Source organism: Streptomyces sp. NPDC051452, assembly GCF_044454765.1.
Lineage (GTDB): Bacteria > Actinomycetota > Actinomycetes > Streptomycetales > Streptomycetaceae > Streptomyces.
On sequence record NZ_JBITEB010000001.1, the window covers coordinates 948844 to 963679 of the forward strand.

The 14836-nt window shown below is 70.1% G+C and carries 12 protein-coding genes; 7 read left to right on the forward strand and 5 right to left on the reverse strand.

Annotated features, from left to right (window positions below):
• Positions 1-534 precede the first annotated feature (534 nt).
• The 4 genes from ACIBA9_RS03880 to ACIBA9_RS03895 all read left to right on the forward strand — a co-directional run bounded on the left by ACIBA9_RS03880 (position 535) and on the right by ACIBA9_RS03895 (position 5091).
• Complete coding sequence (locus tag ACIBA9_RS03880) at positions 535-1773, forward strand: hypothetical protein (RefSeq protein WP_399359716.1); 1239 nt, start codon at positions 535-537, stop codon at positions 1771-1773.
• Positions 1760-3880, forward strand: coding sequence for a tetratricopeptide repeat protein (locus ACIBA9_RS03885; RefSeq protein WP_399359717.1), 2121 nt, complete (start codon positions 1760-1762; stop codon positions 3878-3880). Before ACIBA9_RS03880 ends, ACIBA9_RS03885 begins: the two co-directional genes overlap by 14 nt.
• The gene (locus tag ACIBA9_RS03890; RefSeq protein WP_399359718.1) at positions 3877-4434 is read left to right on the forward strand and encodes a flavin reductase family protein; all 558 of its coding nucleotides are present in this window, start codon (positions 3877-3879) and stop codon (positions 4432-4434) included. Before ACIBA9_RS03885 ends, ACIBA9_RS03890 begins: the two co-directional genes overlap by 4 nt.
• 174 nt (positions 4435-4608) lie before the next feature.
• A complete protein-coding gene (locus ACIBA9_RS03895; RefSeq protein ID WP_399359719.1) occupies positions 4609-5091 on the forward strand; it encodes a hypothetical protein in 483 nt (160 codons plus the stop codon).
• A gap of 98 nt (positions 5092-5189) precedes the next feature.
• Here the strand turns inward: ACIBA9_RS03895 and ACIBA9_RS03900 are convergent, their stop codons facing one another.
• Entirely contained in the window at positions 5190-5609 is a 420-nt protein-coding gene (locus tag ACIBA9_RS03900; RefSeq protein WP_399359720.1) for a hypothetical protein, read from the reverse strand.
• 170 nt (positions 5610-5779) lie between these two features.
• Positions 5780-6781 (reverse strand): hypothetical protein, encoded by a 1002-nt coding sequence (locus ACIBA9_RS03905; protein WP_399359721.1) that lies wholly within the window; start codon positions 6779-6781, stop codon positions 5780-5782.
• 439 nt (positions 6782-7220) lie between these two features.
• Between ACIBA9_RS03905 and ACIBA9_RS03910 the strand changes: the two genes are divergently transcribed.
• Positions 7221-8723 (forward strand): MFS transporter, encoded by a 1503-nt coding sequence (locus ACIBA9_RS03910; RefSeq protein ID WP_399359722.1) that lies wholly within the window; start codon positions 7221-7223, stop codon positions 8721-8723.
• Between the two features lie 155 nt (positions 8724-8878).
• Here the strand turns inward: ACIBA9_RS03910 and ACIBA9_RS03915 are convergent, their stop codons facing one another.
• Positions 8879-9121 carry a hypothetical protein gene (locus tag ACIBA9_RS03915; protein ID WP_399359723.1) on the reverse strand — a complete coding sequence of 81 codons (243 nt, stop codon included), beginning with the start codon at positions 9119-9121 and terminating at the stop codon, positions 8879-8881.
• A gap of 181 nt (positions 9122-9302) precedes the next feature.
• On the opposite strand from ACIBA9_RS03915, the gene ACIBA9_RS03920 reads away from it, so the two are divergent.
• Positions 9303-10382: a nitrous oxide reductase family maturation protein NosD gene (locus tag ACIBA9_RS03920; protein WP_399359724.1), complete on the forward strand. Its 1080-nt coding sequence runs from the start codon at positions 9303-9305 to the stop codon at positions 10380-10382.
• A gap of 128 nt (positions 10383-10510) precedes the next feature.
• Here ACIBA9_RS03920 and ACIBA9_RS03925 read toward each other — a convergent pair whose 3' ends face one another.
• Both ACIBA9_RS03925 and ACIBA9_RS03930 read right to left on the reverse strand, forming a co-directional pair.
• Complete coding sequence (locus ACIBA9_RS03925) at positions 10511-11539, reverse strand: amidohydrolase family protein (protein WP_399359725.1); 1029 nt, start codon at positions 11537-11539, stop codon at positions 10511-10513.
• A gap of 49 nt (positions 11540-11588) precedes the next feature.
• Positions 11589-13208: an FAD-dependent oxidoreductase gene (locus ACIBA9_RS03930; RefSeq protein WP_399360008.1), complete on the reverse strand. Its 1620-nt coding sequence runs from the start codon at positions 13206-13208 to the stop codon at positions 11589-11591.
• Between the two features lie 284 nt (positions 13209-13492).
• Here ACIBA9_RS03930 and ACIBA9_RS03935 point away from each other — a divergent pair, with 284 nt between their 5' ends.
• Positions 13493-14797, forward strand: coding sequence for a cytochrome P450 (locus ACIBA9_RS03935; protein WP_399359726.1), 1305 nt, complete (start codon positions 13493-13495; stop codon positions 14795-14797).
• Positions 14798-14836 lie beyond the last annotated feature (39 nt).

A 14836-nucleotide genomic window follows, 5' to 3' on the forward strand; every position in this document is an offset into this window, starting at 1 on the left:
TCCATAACTGAACGTTTAATTCCCCTTCGTCGCGGGCTCCGACGGGCCTCCGGAGGCTGACAGGACGACCCCGTCCAGGCCGTTGACATGCCTGTCCCGCAGGATGTAAATCTGTCGAGCATCGAATCGGGGGTGTGAATGCGGATGTTGTGAACGAGGTCGTTCCGCCAAGCACCACGCAAGAAACGCAGACGTGTTCACGGTTCATTGTCCAGGTCATTCATTCATTGCGTGAGCGAATTCTCGGCGCGGATTCCCCGCGTTATCCATGGAGTTCCTTCTCGTCTTCTCCCATGAGCACCCGATACCTCGGGTACGCCGTCCGGAGCCCCGGCGGCGCTGTGCACCACGCAGAGAAGGAGATCCCCATGAAGAAGATCGCCGTGCGCAAGGCCGGGACCGTCCGTCTGACGTCCGCCGCCGCGTCCGCGTACTGCTGCGGCACCGGCAACGCCTGATCCCAGGCAGGTGCGCGTCGGGCCTCCGGGCCCGGCGCGCACCACACATCCGGTCGTGAACCAGTGAGGTGAGGCAGTGACGACAACGCCGTCCCGGAGTTTCGACGAACCTGTGCGGCTGCACCCCCTCACCTATCTGGAGGAGGGCGAAGAGGTCACCGTCGGCCGTGCCGACATCGACTCCTACGGCCTCTTCCCGCCTGACGGAGCCGAGTTGCTTCGCCGCTTGGAGGCCGGCACTCCGCCGAACGCCGCGGCGCGCTGGTACACCGAGCGGTACGGCGAGCAGGTGGACATGGCGGAGTTCCTCGAAGTCCTCGAAGAACTGGAACTCGTCGTCAAGGACGGCGAGCAGGTGGCCGCCCCGGCAGGCCCCGTGCGCTGGCAGCGGCTGGGCACCGCCGTCTTCTCTCCGGTCGCCTGGGTCGTCTACGGCCTGATCGTGCTCGCCGCCGTCGTCGTCATGGCCAGACGTCCCGAACTGGCGCCGCACTACCAGAACCTGTTCTTCACCCGCCGGTCGCTGGTGCTGCTCACCCTGGGCATCGTTCTCGGCCAGGTGCCGTGGATCCTGCTGCACGAGGCCGCTCACGCCCTCGCGGGGCGCCGCCTCGGACTCAACTCGACGCTGTCGATCAGCCGCCGTTTCTACTACGTGGTCTTCGTGACCGCACTGGACGGCCTGGTGGCCGTGCCCCGCCGCAAACGGTATCTGCCGATGCTCGCCGGAATGATCACCGACGTCCTCGTCATCTGCGGTCTGACCCTCGTGGCCGCGGCCCTGCGGGATGCGGGCGGCGCCACAGCCGTCGTGCATCGGCTGCTGCTGTCGATGGCCTTCGCCGTCGTACTGCGGCTCGTCTGGCAGTTCTACTTCTTCCTGCGCACCGACCTGTACTACCTGGCCATCACCGTGCTCGGCTGCAACGACCTGCAGACGACGGCCCGCCAGATGCTGCGCAACCGCCTGATGCGGCTGCTGCGCAAGCCCGAGCGCATGGTCGACGAGAGCGGCTGGGGCGAACGGGACCGCCAGATCGCGCGCTGGTACTCGTGGCTGATGGTGGCCGGCTACGTCTTCCTCACCGTCACCCTGCTGACCGCCGCCGTTCCCACCGCAATCCGACTGACCGAGGTCGCCGTGCACAAGCTCGGCAGCGACCTCTCCCCAGCCAACGCCGCCGACGTACTGACGTTCCTCGTGATCAACTTCTGGGAGCCGGTCTTCGCCGCCTATCTGGCGGTCCGCGCATGGCGGCGCCGTACACGCACCCCCGCCACCACCGCGAAGGAGACCGCACATGCAGCAGGCTGACCCCACGCCCGCCGCCCACCTCAGCGTCCAGGGCGGAACGAAGCGCGATCGGGCCGCAGTCGTGGACGGCCTCCCGCTACCGGCTCCGCTCATGCCCCCGGTCGACTCCCACCGCCGGCTGCGCGGCCCGTACACCGCGGCCGGCACCATCGCCCGGACGCTCGTCCCCGCCGTACTCGCGCTCGCCCCCGAACTGGTGCGCCGCCATGACATCGAACTGCTCTCTGTGGCACCTGAGTTGGCCGCCATCGTGCCCAACTCCCGCGCTACGCTGACCTCCATGGCGCTGCCCGCCGAGCGCACCCGCTTCTACGCCCGGCTGCGCACCCGGCGCATCGCCAACGGGCTGGTGGAATTCGTCCGCGACGCGCTGCCCGTACTGGGCCACCAGGGGGCACGCAGCCTGGTCGTGGAGAACGCCGAGCACGCCGAGACCACCGACGAGGAATTCCTCGCCGCGCTGGTGCGCCGCGTCGATCCCGGCGTGCTCACCGTCGTCCTGTGCGGCGCCGACGCCCCGGCCGCGGACGGCCCGCTGGCCCCCGCGCTCGACCAGCACACCAGCGGCGTGCCCGTCAGTCCGGCCGGCGTCGCGCCCGATCCGATCAGCCCGGACGAGGCAGCCTGGCGCTGGGTCGCCACCGAAGGGTTGCTCGACGGTCCCGACGGCGAGGCCGCCCGTACCGCCTACGAGGCGCTGCCCACCGTCCAGCGTGCCGTCCTCCACGACCGCCGGGCCGCCCAACTGCGCGAGTCGGGGGAGTTCTCGCTCACCCTGGGCGCTCTCCCGTACCACCTCGAGCGGGGCAGTGACGCGGAGGCCGCAGCCGTGGCCGTCCTGTGGTCCGCCTCGGACCACTGCCTCGTCAACGGTTTCTACACCGCCGTCGCCGACTACGGCCGACGCGGCCAGCGGCTGGTGAACGGCCGGGAGAACACCGCGCAATGGTGGAAGTTCGGAGTACAGCTCGGACTGGCCCTGTCCATGCTCGGCAGGACCAAGGAGGCCGAGGCGGTCTACGACGAGGCACGCCTGCTGTCGACCGACCCGGCCGTACACATGGCCTGCGCCTACTCCACCGCCATGCTGTACACACGCCACAACGACCCCGCCGACCGGGACGAGAAGAAGGCCAAGGCACTTCTCAACGGCGCCATCGCCACCGCCTCGTTGCTGCACGACAGGGTGGAACAGGCTTTCCAGAGCGCCTTCTACAAGAACGGCCGCGCCCTCGTGGAGGTCAACCTCGGCGACCCCCAGGAAGCCCTGCGGCTGGTCACCGAGTGCATCGACGATCTCGACCGGCGGCTGACCCCGGACGAACACCGGCTGCACCGCTCGGTGCTCAAGAACAACAGAGCCCGGGTGTACGCGGGTCTCGGCCGACTCGACGAAGCACTCGCCGACTACGCCGTCGTCATCCAGCAGGACCCCAACCACGCCGAGCACTACCTGGAGCGCGGCAACCTGCTGCGCCGGCTCGGCCGCGGTGAGGAGGCGCTCGCCGACTACTCGCGCGCACTCAGCCTGTCACCGCCGTTCCCGGAGATCTACTACAACCGCGGCGATCTACGGCTGACCGAGGGCGATGTGGCGGGAGCGCTCGCCGACTTCAGCTATGTCATCGAGCAGGATCCGCAGTTCGTGGACGCCTACGTCAACCGCGCGGGTATCCATCTCGAAGCCGGCAACACGGCCGCCGCGCTCGCCGACGCCCGCACCGGACTGCGGTTCGACGACGACAACGCCTATCTGCATACGGCCGTGGGCCAGGCGCTCGCCGAGGAAGGCGAACTCGGCGAGGCCGAAGCCGCCTACGACCGCGCCGTGGAGGCCGACCCCACGTTGGTGAGCGCCCTGTCCGGGCGGGCCGCGGTCCGCTACGAGGCGGGCAACCGGCGCGAGGCTCTCGACGACCTGTGCCGCGCCGTCGAACTCGCCCCCAAAGACGCCGCGTTGCGCTACAACCGTGCCTTCCTCTACCAGGAGGACGGTCGACGCCAGGAGGCTCTCGACGACCTCGAACTCGCCGCCGTGCTCGACCCGGAGGACGAGGAGATCGCCGCGGCGCTGGCCGCGTCGCGCGGCGGGCCGGACTCCGCGTGACCACGGTGCCGGGCACCGCGGTGACACCCCACGACCCCGTGGGCTCCGCGACACCGCGAGCCATCGATCCGGCCGGGCCCGGCGCGCGGGCGCTGCGCGACGTCCTCGGCCGGTACGCGACCGGAGTGACCGTGATCACCTGCGCCGGGCCGCTCGGCGACCCGGCCGGGGTGACCGTCAACTCCTTCACCTCGGTGTCGCTCGACCCGCCTCTCGTCCTGTGGTGTCTCGCACTGTCCTCCCGCAGCCGGCCCGCGTTCACGGCCGCCGAGCACTTCGCCGTCAACGTGCTCGCGGCCGACCAGCGTGACCTGGCGTCCCGCTTCGCCGGCCCCGGAGACCGGTTCGAGGGACTCACCACAAAACCCGGGCCGCACGGGGAGCCACTGCTGCCCGGTGCCGCGGCGACGCTGTGCTGCCGCCGCGTCCGCCTCGTCCCCGCCGGCGACCACCTGGTGGTACTGGGCGCCGTGGAGCACCACACCAGGAGCACGCGCCGCGCCCTCCTGTTCGCCGACGGCACCTATCACGACGGTCCGGTGCGTGCCTGGTAGGCCATCGCGGTACGCCGGGTACCGGCTCGCCGCCTTGCCGCCGGCGTGCCGGTGACCGCGGACATCCGAGCGAGGCATGAAGTGCCGTTTCAGCGGTGAACCGGTGCGGCCATACGGGTGGATCCAGCGAGGCGGCGATATCGGCGGCTCGGTCCGGCGGGCTACAAACCGAGCATGTTCACCAACCTCACCTGGGGACGCGGCCTGGCCGCGCTCGCCCTCGCAGCCCTGCCCGTGCTGGCCTCCTCCCCGCCCGCGGACGCGGTCGCCGACACGGCCAAGGCCACCCGGACCACGCAGGTCCAAGCGGCCGGCCAGCGCGCGGACTCCCGCTTCTACGCCACGTCCACCCTCTACAAGAACCAGGCCTGGACCTCGGGCAACGGGCGCACGGTCCTGCGCGTCCAGAGCGACGGCAACTTCGTTCTCTACAAGGACAATCGACCGGTCTGGCAGGCCCCGAACGTCTACCCCAAGGCCGACCGCGCCGTCTTCCAGGACGACGGCAACTTCGTGGTCTACGACCGCAACGGCAACCCCGTCTGGGCGGCCGGGACCTGGCACAAGGGCCACTACGTGGCCGTGCAGGACGACGGCAACGTAGTCGTCTACAACGCCGCCAACCAGCCCGTCTGGGCGACCAACACCGGCGACTGATCCCCGGCGGACCGGGTGCGCCGCCGCGCTCCCGGTCCGCCCGCATCGCACCGCCCCTGGCCCCCTTCCGCTCGAAGTGGGGCCAGGGGCGGCCGGGTTCAGCGAACCGTCACGTCGAAGACGGGCGAGGCCGTGCTGCCACTGACGATGCGCAGGTCGTTCCTGCCCTTGATGCCCAGCTTGACGCCCAGCGAGTAGGAGCCGCTCCGCGCGATGGGCGCGGAGGCGGGCAGGGTGACCCATTCGCCGTGCCGCTTCTGCTGGAGTGTCACCTTGCTGCCCGCCTGGAGCCCCGTCGTCTTGCCCGTGACCCGGAACAACTGCCAGGCGTCGACCGAGGACACGGACGGCTTGGCGGTGATGCCGGGCTTGGGAGCGGGGGTGCTGTGCGTGACGACCGCGGGAGAGGTGGTGTGCGCCGCCGGCGTGGCCGCCATGGCGGTGCCGGTGAGGGCGAGTGAAACCGAGCCGAGGACACCGACGACGGCGATGCGCAGGGGGAGCCGCTTCGAGACCATCACAACTATGTGCCTTTCCATGCCGAGAACTACGTTTCGCGTCAAAGGGCAGCTGAATGCCGATTGGCGTGGTCACTGGAAACGACGACACCGTGGAGCCCGGCGTTCATCAGCGGTTTGTCCCCGTCTTGTAACAGTGGCCCCGAGTGCCCGGCCCCGGCCCGATTCGTCTACACCACGAACGCGTTGACGCGGCCCGCGGCGATCTGCTTCTTGCCGCTGACAGCCTCCGCCACCGCGGGCTCCGGCGAGGAGGAGTTCAGGCTCCAGCGGTACCCGGCGAAGAGGGAGGTGTCCGGGTGGGCGTAGAACACCATGTGGCCGTAGCCGACGCCGTTCTTCTCGTCGTAGCCGACGTCGGGGCTGTCGGTGATCGTGGCCCGGGTGTCGGGGTAGGCGCGGTAGCGATCGATGCTGGACTGGCTGGTCAGGCTGGGGCCGCCGTGCGGGTTGCTGGTGCAGTCGACGATCTGGAAGAGATGCGGGACGACGCCGGGTATGCCGAGCTGGCTGTCCACGGAGGAGGCGTAGGTGCCGAGGTAGGCGCGGATCAGCACCGTGTGCCCGGTGTAGGGGGCGCTTCGGGTGTTGGGGTCGTAGTCCCAGGCGACGATGTCACCGGGGCGCAGGTTCACCGGCTTGGTCACGGGGTCGAAGTGCGGCACGTTCGCGGCGTTGCGGAAGCCCGCCTGGAGGTCCTCGGCCGTGGGTTGGGAGGACGAGGCCCGCGGGAGGCCGTCCTTACGCGGGAAGTACTGGTCGAAGTAGGCGCGGGTGGCCCAGCCGTAGGCCGTGTCGGTGCCATAGGTCCGCTGCAGCAGCAGCGTCATGAACGAGGAGCACTGCGAGAGGTTCTCGAACTCCTCGGGATGTCCCGGACGGCCCCACGTCACCGTGGTCTTGCCCAGGTCCTCCCCGGCCGCGTCGTACCGGTTGTGGTTCCACTGGTCGGATCTCAGCCGCAGATACTCCACCAGCGTCTCGGCCTCCAGCAGATGAGGCGGCTTGAGCGGGAAGAGCGCCGCGGTCGCCGGCTCCGCGGCGGCGGCCGGGGTCGACGGGGTGAGCGCCCCGGCGGAGGCGCCGAGGGCCAGACCGGCTCCGCCGGCCAGCAGACGGCGCCGGGAAGGACGGTACGAGGACGCGGGTGACGGCGTGACGGATGCGCTCATGGCGGCTCCTTGGCAGTGGGTGTGATCCAACGCCGCAGAACGCTACCTGCGGGATGGACTTCGGAGCGATGCCGGGGCCCTCAAATGCCGGGCAGCGAGGGAGAATGACACGAGATGCGGCGCATGGCACTCACCGGCCACGGCGGTCGCGGTCGCGCTCGTCCTCGCGCCGGGGGAGTGGTCGGGGTCCGAGGCGCCGGCACCGCCACGCCGGTCAGGCTGATGGCCGTACCCACGCCGAGCGGGGCGCCCGAGCCCGTGGCGCAGGCGCGGGCGGATGGAGGGGGAGGCGACGGGGCCGACGGCGCCACACCCGGCCGCCAGCCTCAGGACGAGACCGCCATGAATCCGTGCCGAGCGCGGAGACCGGGCTCGACGACGTGCGCCCATGCTCCCCTCCCCGCTGGTGCGACCGGCCGTGGCTGCATAGCGTGATCACATGACCACAGAAACGGCCCGGCCCGCTCTCGACGACCGGCGGTGGAAAGCACTCGGGGTCTGTCTGACGGCGGGATTCATCTCGCTGCTCGACGTCTCGATCGTGAACGTGGCGCTGCCTTCCATGGAGCGCGGTCTCGGTGCCTCGGAGGCCACCCAGTCCTGGGTGGTGTCCGGGTACGCCCTCGCCTTCGGGCTCGCGCTGGCGCCGGCGGGACGACTGGGCGACCTGCGAGGCCGCCGCCAGGCGTTGCTGTTCGGCCTCGCCCTGTTCACCGCCGCGTCCGTGGCGTGCGGCTTCGCCACCGGCCCCACCTGGCTGGTGGTGTGCCGGCTGATCCAGGGCGCGGCCGCCGGTGTGGTCGCACCGCAGACCTCGGGGCTGATCCAGCAGATGTTCCAGGGTGCCGAGCGCGCCCGGGCCTTCGGCTTCCACGGCAGTGTCGTCGCCGTGTCCACCGCGGCGGGCCCCCTCGCGGGCGGACTGCTGATCCAGGCGTTCGGCACGGACGACGGGTGGCGCTGGGTGTTCTTCGTCAACGTGCCCATCGGGCTGGCAGCCCTCTTCGCCGGGAACCGGCTGCTGCCCCGGCTCCCGGCGCCGAGCGACAGACGGGAGAAGTTCGATCCGTTCGGCGTACTGCTGCTCGGCGCGGGCGTGCTCGCGATGCTGCTGCCCTTGGTGCAGGAGCAGCAGTGGCAGGGCCGGGCGAAGTGGCTGCTCCTCCCGGTGGCCGCACTACTGCTCGGGGCCTTCTGGGTCTGGGAGAGGCTTCAGGGGCGCCTCGGGAGGGCACCGCTGGTCGACCTCGAACTGTTCTCCCTGCGCTCCTTCACGCTCGGCGCTCTGATCAGCCTCACGTTCTTCGCCGGTCTGACCACCCTCTTCTTCGTGCTGTCACTGTTCCTGCAGAACGGCGTCGGATACAGCGCGCTCGCCGCGGGGACGACCATCCTGCCGTTCGCGGCCGCCTCGGCGGTCGGTGCGGCCATCGGGGGGCGGCTGGTGACGCGCTACGGCCGCAGCCTGGTCGTCATCGGTCTGAGCGGCGTGGCCCTCGGCCTGCTCGGTGTCGTCATCGCCGTTCAACTGGCGCCCGGGGACGACGTGGGCTGGGCCATGGCGCTGCCCCTGTTCATCGCGGGGCTCGGGTCGGGCCTCACGGTCTCGCCCAACACGACCCTCACGCTCACGCTCGTTCCGGTACGACGTGCCGGGGCGGCCGGAGGGGTGCTGCAGACCGGCCAGCGCATCGGCTCGGCCGCAGGTATCGCCGTCGTCGGCTCCGTCTATTTCGCACACCTCGCCAACCACGGCCGCCCTACGACAGCCCTTCAACTCGGGCTGCTCACCGCCATGGCGATCATCGTCGTCGCCCTGCGCCTGGCGGTGGCCGACCTGCGGGAGCGCCGGGCCCATCCGGGGCGTGACGACCTCGCGGCGGCGGCGCCGCGGGGCGTCGGGGAGAGCGGGGCCGGCGAGAAGGCGGGCCGCGGGGCCTGAGGCGGGGCACCGGCGGCACCGGAGAAACACCCCGCCCCAAGCCAAGAGCCCCCGCCCAAGCCAAGAGCCCCCGCCCAAGCCGAATGCCCTGCCCAAACCAAATGCCCGGCCAAACCAAACGCCCTGACCCAAGCCAACTGTCACTCGTTCGCGGCTCAAGGCATCCGACGTGCTTCGAGCAGAGCCATCGAGATCTTCACCGCGGTCGAAATGGTCAGGGCCTGCATGAAGGGCATGCCCATGAGCCACAACGCCACCATCATGGCGGTGAGGACCAGGAACACCGGCAGCAGCATGGTTTCCCTGACGGCGGAACGCAGAACCCTCGAAAACGTTCGAGGCTGATCCGCCGTATCGCACGCACCGACCCGGACCTCTTCTTCGCCGACCTGCGGCATTGTCTGTCCTTCCGACGGACCCGTTTCCGCTAGCGAGCCTAGGCACGGCCGGATCGGGCTGCCACCGCTGCTACTCCGCACCGTCGAGACAAGGCCGGTGACGTGAACCTTTACGCCCGACCGGAGGCATGCGGGCGAGTTGCCGCGAGGCCACCCACCGACTCGGTCCTATTTTCCGGATATGAAAAGGAATCATGTTCGGTACGCCGCGTTCGTCGCCGTACTCCTCGGTGTGGGCCCCGGCGCCTTCCCGGCCGCCGCGGCACCGCGAACCCTGACGGTGCACCCGGGGGAGTCGATCCAGAAGGCGGTGAACGCGGCTCGCGCCGGTGACACGGTCCTCGTCCAGGCCGGCACGTACCACGAGAGCGTCACCGTCAAGACCTCCGGGCTGACGCTGCGCGGTGTCGGTCCCCGCACGGTGATCATGCCTCCCCGGCAGAAGGCCGTCCCGAGCGCCGGGAAGGCGATCGGCTGCGTGGAGGGCGGAAAGGGCATCTGCGTGGTCGGGCTCAGGAACAAGCCCGTCGCGAACGTGACCGTGTCCGACCTGACACTGACGGGCTTCTCCAGCGTCGGTCTGTGGTCCCTGGCCACCGACCGCCTGACCGTGCAGCGGGTCAGATCCGAGAAGAACGGCAAGTGGGGCATCTCGCAGGAGCACTCCACACGTGGTGTGTTCAGGAACAACATCGCCCGCGGCAACGGGGACGCCGGCCTGTACCTCGCCAACACGACGATGTCGGAGAAGGGGGCCACCGACAGCCGGGGCCTGGTCGTGGAGGGCAACGCCCTGGAGGACAACCGCAACGGTCTGACGATCCTGCGTCTGCGCAACCTGACGGTCCAGCGGAACCGCGTGACCGGCAACTGCGCCGGGGTGATGGTGATCGGCGACGAGAACAAGCCCCGTGCCGGCGCGCTCACCATCGGCGGCAACCGGGTGATCCGGAACAACAAGTACTGCGCCAAGACGGCGCGGCTGCCGTTCTTGCAGGGCTCGGGGATCGTGCTGGCCGGTGTGGAGAGCGCTCTGCTGACGCGCAACGTGGTCGCGGGCAACAGCGGCCGGTCCCCGCTGTCGGGCGGAGTCGTACTGTTCAAGAGTTTCGTCGGCGCGGTCAACGAGAAGAACCGCGTCGACGAGAACTGGCTCACCGCCAACGCCCCGGCCGACCTGGTCAATCAGAACGCCTCGAAGGGGAGCAACCTCTTCCGCGGCAACTTCTGCCGGGTCTCCATCCCCGCGGGACTGTGCTGAGCTGAACCCGTGCGTCGGCCGTGCGGCTTCGTGAGGCGAGCCGCACGGCCGACGCCTGACCGGACGAGCCGGGCGGCGCCGCCCCTTCCCGTCAGCCGCGAGGGGTACGAGGACGGTGCCGGGCGCGCTCAGGCCGGCGCGAGCGCGGGCAGGAGACGCAGGGCGTTACGGCGGTTGATGTGCCCGCGCTCGAGGTCGCTGAGGGCGGGATCCCTGTCCAGAGCCGGAGTTGTCACGTCGGCGACCACGCGGGTGGGGGTCGGCGGCCAGTCGCTGCCGTAGAGGATGCGGGAGGAACCCGCGGCGGCCAGCAGGGTGGGGGTGGCCGACGGCGACATGGGCGCGGCCGTGTCGTAGTAGAACCGGTGCAGGTAGTCGCGGACGCGGCCGGGGTCGACGGAGGGGACGAGCTGGCGCCCGAACACCTCGATCCGGCTGGCGATGTAGGGCAGGTACCCGCCGCCGTGCGGGAGGACGAACGTGAGCCGCGGGAAACGGTCAAGCGTGCCGTTCATGATCAGGCTCAGTGCGGCGCGGGTCGTGTCCATGAGGAAGTCGCACACGAACGGCGGCACGCCCTCGGGGGCGCCGGAGGAGTTCACCTGCATGGGGTGCGTGCTGATCACCGCGGCGCGCTCGTCGAGTTCCGCCATGATCGGGTCGAGCCCGGGGTCGCCCAGATACGTGTCGCCCGTGCTGGTGCGCGCGCTGACGCCCACCGCGCCGAGCTGGTCCATCCCGTGGGTGACGGACCAGCGCGAGAGTTCCGCGTCGTCGAGGAAGACGGGTGTGAAGAAGGCGAAACGGCCCGGGTGCCTGACGGTCAGGTCGCCGGCGGCCTCCAGGGCGACACGCGTGCTCTCCTTGCGAACCGCCGGGTCCCGGAAGCGTCCCAGCATGGCGACGGTGAGGACGCTGGTGCGGGTGCCGGTCCGGTCCATCAGGTCCAGGGCGGCGGATTCCTCCCACCGCGTCCACGGCGGCAGGTTGGCCGGGTCCACGATCCCGTTCTTCTCGGCCCACCGCACCCATTCGGGTGCGGTGTAGTGGTGGTGGACGTCTATTCGTTCGTGCCGGGCGTCGTCGGCGCTCGCCGCGGCGCGGAGGCCTATGTCGCCTGGTGCTTGCAGATCGGTCGTCTCGGCGGCGTGAGGCATGGAGGGGCTCCCTACGGTGGAACGGTTCGGGGGCGTCGGACAGCCGGGATCAACGGCTGAGGATGCCTTGCAGGACGTGCGTCAGCTCGTCCTCGGGGTTCGCGGGGAGGTCGCCGGAGCGCCAGGCCACCATCCCGTCGGGGCGCACGAGCACCGCGCCCTCGGGGGTGACGCCGTGGACGGCGGCCCAATCCTCGGCACCGGTGTCGATGGCGGTCGAGGTGTCGAGGTCGAAGTCGGGTCCGGCGCCGACGCGGTAGGACACCAGGGGGACGCCGAGCTTGGCCGCCGCGGCGTGGGCGGCCGACGGCCACGGCCCGTCCGCGAGGCCGCAGAGCAGGACGAAACACCGCTCGTAGAGGTCGACGGTCGACTTGGTCTCCCCGTTGTGCACGACGGTCATGTGCGGGGCCCGGGTGCCGGGGTCGGCCCGCAGGGTGAGCGTCTCCGGGATGGTCGGCGCGTCGGTGTCGGCGCCGGACACGGCAGTGGAGAGGTACCGGTAGCCGAGGGCCACCGTCATCAGGTCCGTGCTCTGGCCCGGGCCCTGCGCGGCGGTGTAACCGGGGTGCTGCTCGCGCGCGGCCTGCTCGATGGCACGTGCACTCGTGGCCAGGGCGACCGGGCGCCGCTCGTCCTCGTAGGTGTCCAGCAAGCTCTCTCCCGCCCAGCCGCGCAGTACGGCCATGATCTTCCAGGCGAGGTTGTGGGCGTCCTGGATGCCCGTGTTGGACCCGAAGGCGCCGGTGGGAGGCATCTCGTGGGCCGAGTCACCGATGAGGAAGACGCGTCCCTGCCGGTAACGGTCGGCGACCCGGTCCGCCGCGTGCCACGGGGCGCGTCCCGTGACCTCGACGTCCAGGTCCCGCACGCCGGCGGCGGCCCTGATGTGGTCGGCGATGCGCGTGTCGGTGAAGGACTCGAGCGTCTGGCCGCGCTCGGGGAACCACGGGACGTGGAAGACCCACTTCTCGTCGTTGTCGACGGGCAGCAGGACCCCTTCGCCCTCGGTCCCGTTCAGGTAGCACACGAGGAAGCGCTGATCACCAACCACCTGGCGCAGAAGCTTGCTGCGGAAGGTGACGCTGACGTTGTGGAACAGGTCGCCCCCGCCGCTCTGTCCGATGCCCAGCCGCTCGCGCACGGGACTGCGCGGCCCGTCGGCCGCCAGGAGGTAGGCGGCGCGCATCGCGTACGTCCGGCCGCTCTCCCGCTCGCGCAGTTCACACGTCACGCCGTTCCGGTCCTCGGCGAAGGAGATCAGCTCCGTGCCGAAGCGCACGTCCCCGCCCAGTGCGCGGGCGTGCGCCAGCAGGACCGGCTCCAGGTCGTTCTGGCTGCACGCGCATCGCCGGGTGGAGCACACGTCCGTCTCGGGGGCCCCGCCGGTGAGACGCGCCGACAGCCATCTGCTCTCACCGCCCGCCAGCTTGTCCGTCTGCATGATGCCGTGATTGCCGGACAGGATGGCCGCGGCCTTTCTGATGTCCGGTTCCACTCCGGCGGTGCGGAACAACTCCATGGTCCGCATGTTGTTCCCCCGGCCCCGGGGGTGTTCGGAAGTGGCGGCCCGGCGTTCGGCGACCATGTGGCTGACGCCCAGTCTTCCCAGGAACACCGACGCGGAAAGTCCGACAAGCGAACCGCCCACGATCAATACCGGCACCATTTCTTCGTCGCGCGTCTGCACGGCCCGTCCTCCTCCAGTGACCCAGCGGTGGTTCGGGCAGCAATTCGAACTCGTGGCGGCCCTGGACCGAACCTGTCACAGGCCCCGGGGGTCGGCAATCGAGCCTTCCCCCGGACGGCGCACTCGAATATTCCGCTTCCGTACCCTGCCGACGACATAGGCCCGCGTCAGGGTGAATCGCGTTTTCCCGTTCCGAGTGGCGTCAATGCATTCCAGCGTTCAGCCGACCCGTGCCACCCGTGGGAAGAGAAGAAGGGCCCTCGATGACTCAGATGCAGGAGCAGGAGACCGCGGACGAGACAGCCCGGGCAGTGGACGCGGCATCCCGTGGTTGCCCGGTGTACCGGGCCAACCCACACCCCCTCTATCGGCATCTGCGCGAGAACGCGCCCGTCTGCCGCATCACCCCGCCGCACGGTGTGGACTCGTACCTGATCACCCGGTTCGAGGACGCGAAGGCCGCGCTGGCCGACCCGCGGATCAGCAAGGACATGTACGCGGCCATCGACGCCTACCGGTCCATCTTCGGCGACTCCTCCATCGCCCTGGACGACAACATGCTCTTCGCCGACCCGCCGAAGCACACGCGGCTGCGCCGGCTCGTCAACCGTGCCTTCGTCCCGCGCCGTATCGACGCGCTGCGCCCACGGATCCAGGAGATCACCGACACGCTGCTCGACAAGTGCTCCACCCTGCAGCCCGTCGATCTGCTGTCGGCCTTCGCCTTCCCGCTGCCCCTCCAGGTGATCTGCGAACTCATCGGCGTCCCCGAGGAGGAGCGGCAGGAGGTCCAGCAGTGGTGCAGCGTCGTCGCCCGGACCGGTTTCAGCAAGAAGGACAAGGACCGCCTCGCCGAGGCGGAGAACACGCTTCGGGAGTACTTCGAGGTCCTGATCGCCCGTAAGCGCAAGGCCCCGGAGGACGATCTGCTCAGCGTCCTCATCCAGACGCGCGACGAGCAGGAGTCGCTGACGGACGGTGAGTTGCTGTCCACGCTGTGGGTGCTGCTGTTCGCGGGCCACAAGACGACCGCCTACCTCATCGGCAACGCCGTCTACACACTGCTCACGCATCCGGAGCAGCTCAAGCAGGTGGTCGACTCACCCGACCTGCTGCCGAACGCGATCGAGGAGATCATCCGCTTCGAGGGGTCGGTGGAGAACGCGACCTTCCGCCACGCGCTCGAGGACATCACCATCGCGGGGACGCTCATTCCCAAGGGCTCGCTGGTGCAGATCGCCGTCACCTCGGCCAACCGGGACGCCGCCGCTTTCGAGAGCCCGGACACCTTCGACATCACTCGGCCGGGCGTGCAGAGCAACCACCTGGGCTTCGGCACGGGGCCGCACTACTGCCTCGGCGCCCCACTGGCCAGGATGGAGATGCAGATCGCCCTGGCCTCGCTCTTCCGCCGCTTCCCGAAGCTTTCCCTGGCCCGGCCCGCGGACGAGGCCAAATGGCTCACTGTGCCCTTCCCCGCGTTCCGGGGCCTGACCGAACTGACCGTCGCGCTGGACCCCGCCGGCATTCTGGACGACTGGGCGTCCGGGATGATCGACGTCGCATGACCTGACGGGCCCGGCCGCGACCCCGGTGCGGCGTGCTGT

Excerpts from the sequence above, each read along its gene's own strand:
- ACIBA9_RS03885 (WP_399359717.1), top strand. The coding sequence starts at position 1,760 with ATGCAGCAGGCTGACCCCACGCCCGCCGCCCACCTCAGCGTCCAGGGC.
- ACIBA9_RS03895 (WP_399359719.1), top strand. The coding sequence starts at position 4,609 with ATGTTCACCAACCTCACCTGGGGACGCGGCCTGGCCGCGCTCGCCCTC.
- ACIBA9_RS03900 (WP_399359720.1), bottom strand. The coding sequence starts at position 5,609 with ATGGTCTCGAAGCGGCTCCCCCTGCGCATCGCCGTCGTCGGTGTCCTC.
- ACIBA9_RS03905 (WP_399359721.1), bottom strand. The coding sequence starts at position 6,781 with ATGAGCGCATCCGTCACGCCGTCACCCGCGTCCTCGTACCGTCCTTCC.
- ACIBA9_RS03910 (WP_399359722.1), top strand. The coding sequence starts at position 7,221 with ATGACCACAGAAACGGCCCGGCCCGCTCTCGACGACCGGCGGTGGAAA.
- ACIBA9_RS03915 (WP_399359723.1), bottom strand. The coding sequence starts at position 9,121 with ATGCCGCAGGTCGGCGAAGAAGAGGTCCGGGTCGGTGCGTGCGATACG.
- ACIBA9_RS03920 (WP_399359724.1), top strand. The coding sequence starts at position 9,303 with ATGAAAAGGAATCATGTTCGGTACGCCGCGTTCGTCGCCGTACTCCTC.
- ACIBA9_RS03925 (WP_399359725.1), bottom strand. The coding sequence starts at position 11,539 with ATGCCTCACGCCGCCGAGACGACCGATCTGCAAGCACCAGGCGACATA.
- ACIBA9_RS03930 (WP_399360008.1), bottom strand. The coding sequence starts at position 13,208 with ATGGTGCCGGTATTGATCGTGGGCGGTTCGCTTGTCGGACTTTCCGCG.
- ACIBA9_RS03935 (WP_399359726.1), top strand. The coding sequence starts at position 13,493 with ATGACTCAGATGCAGGAGCAGGAGACCGCGGACGAGACAGCCCGGGCA.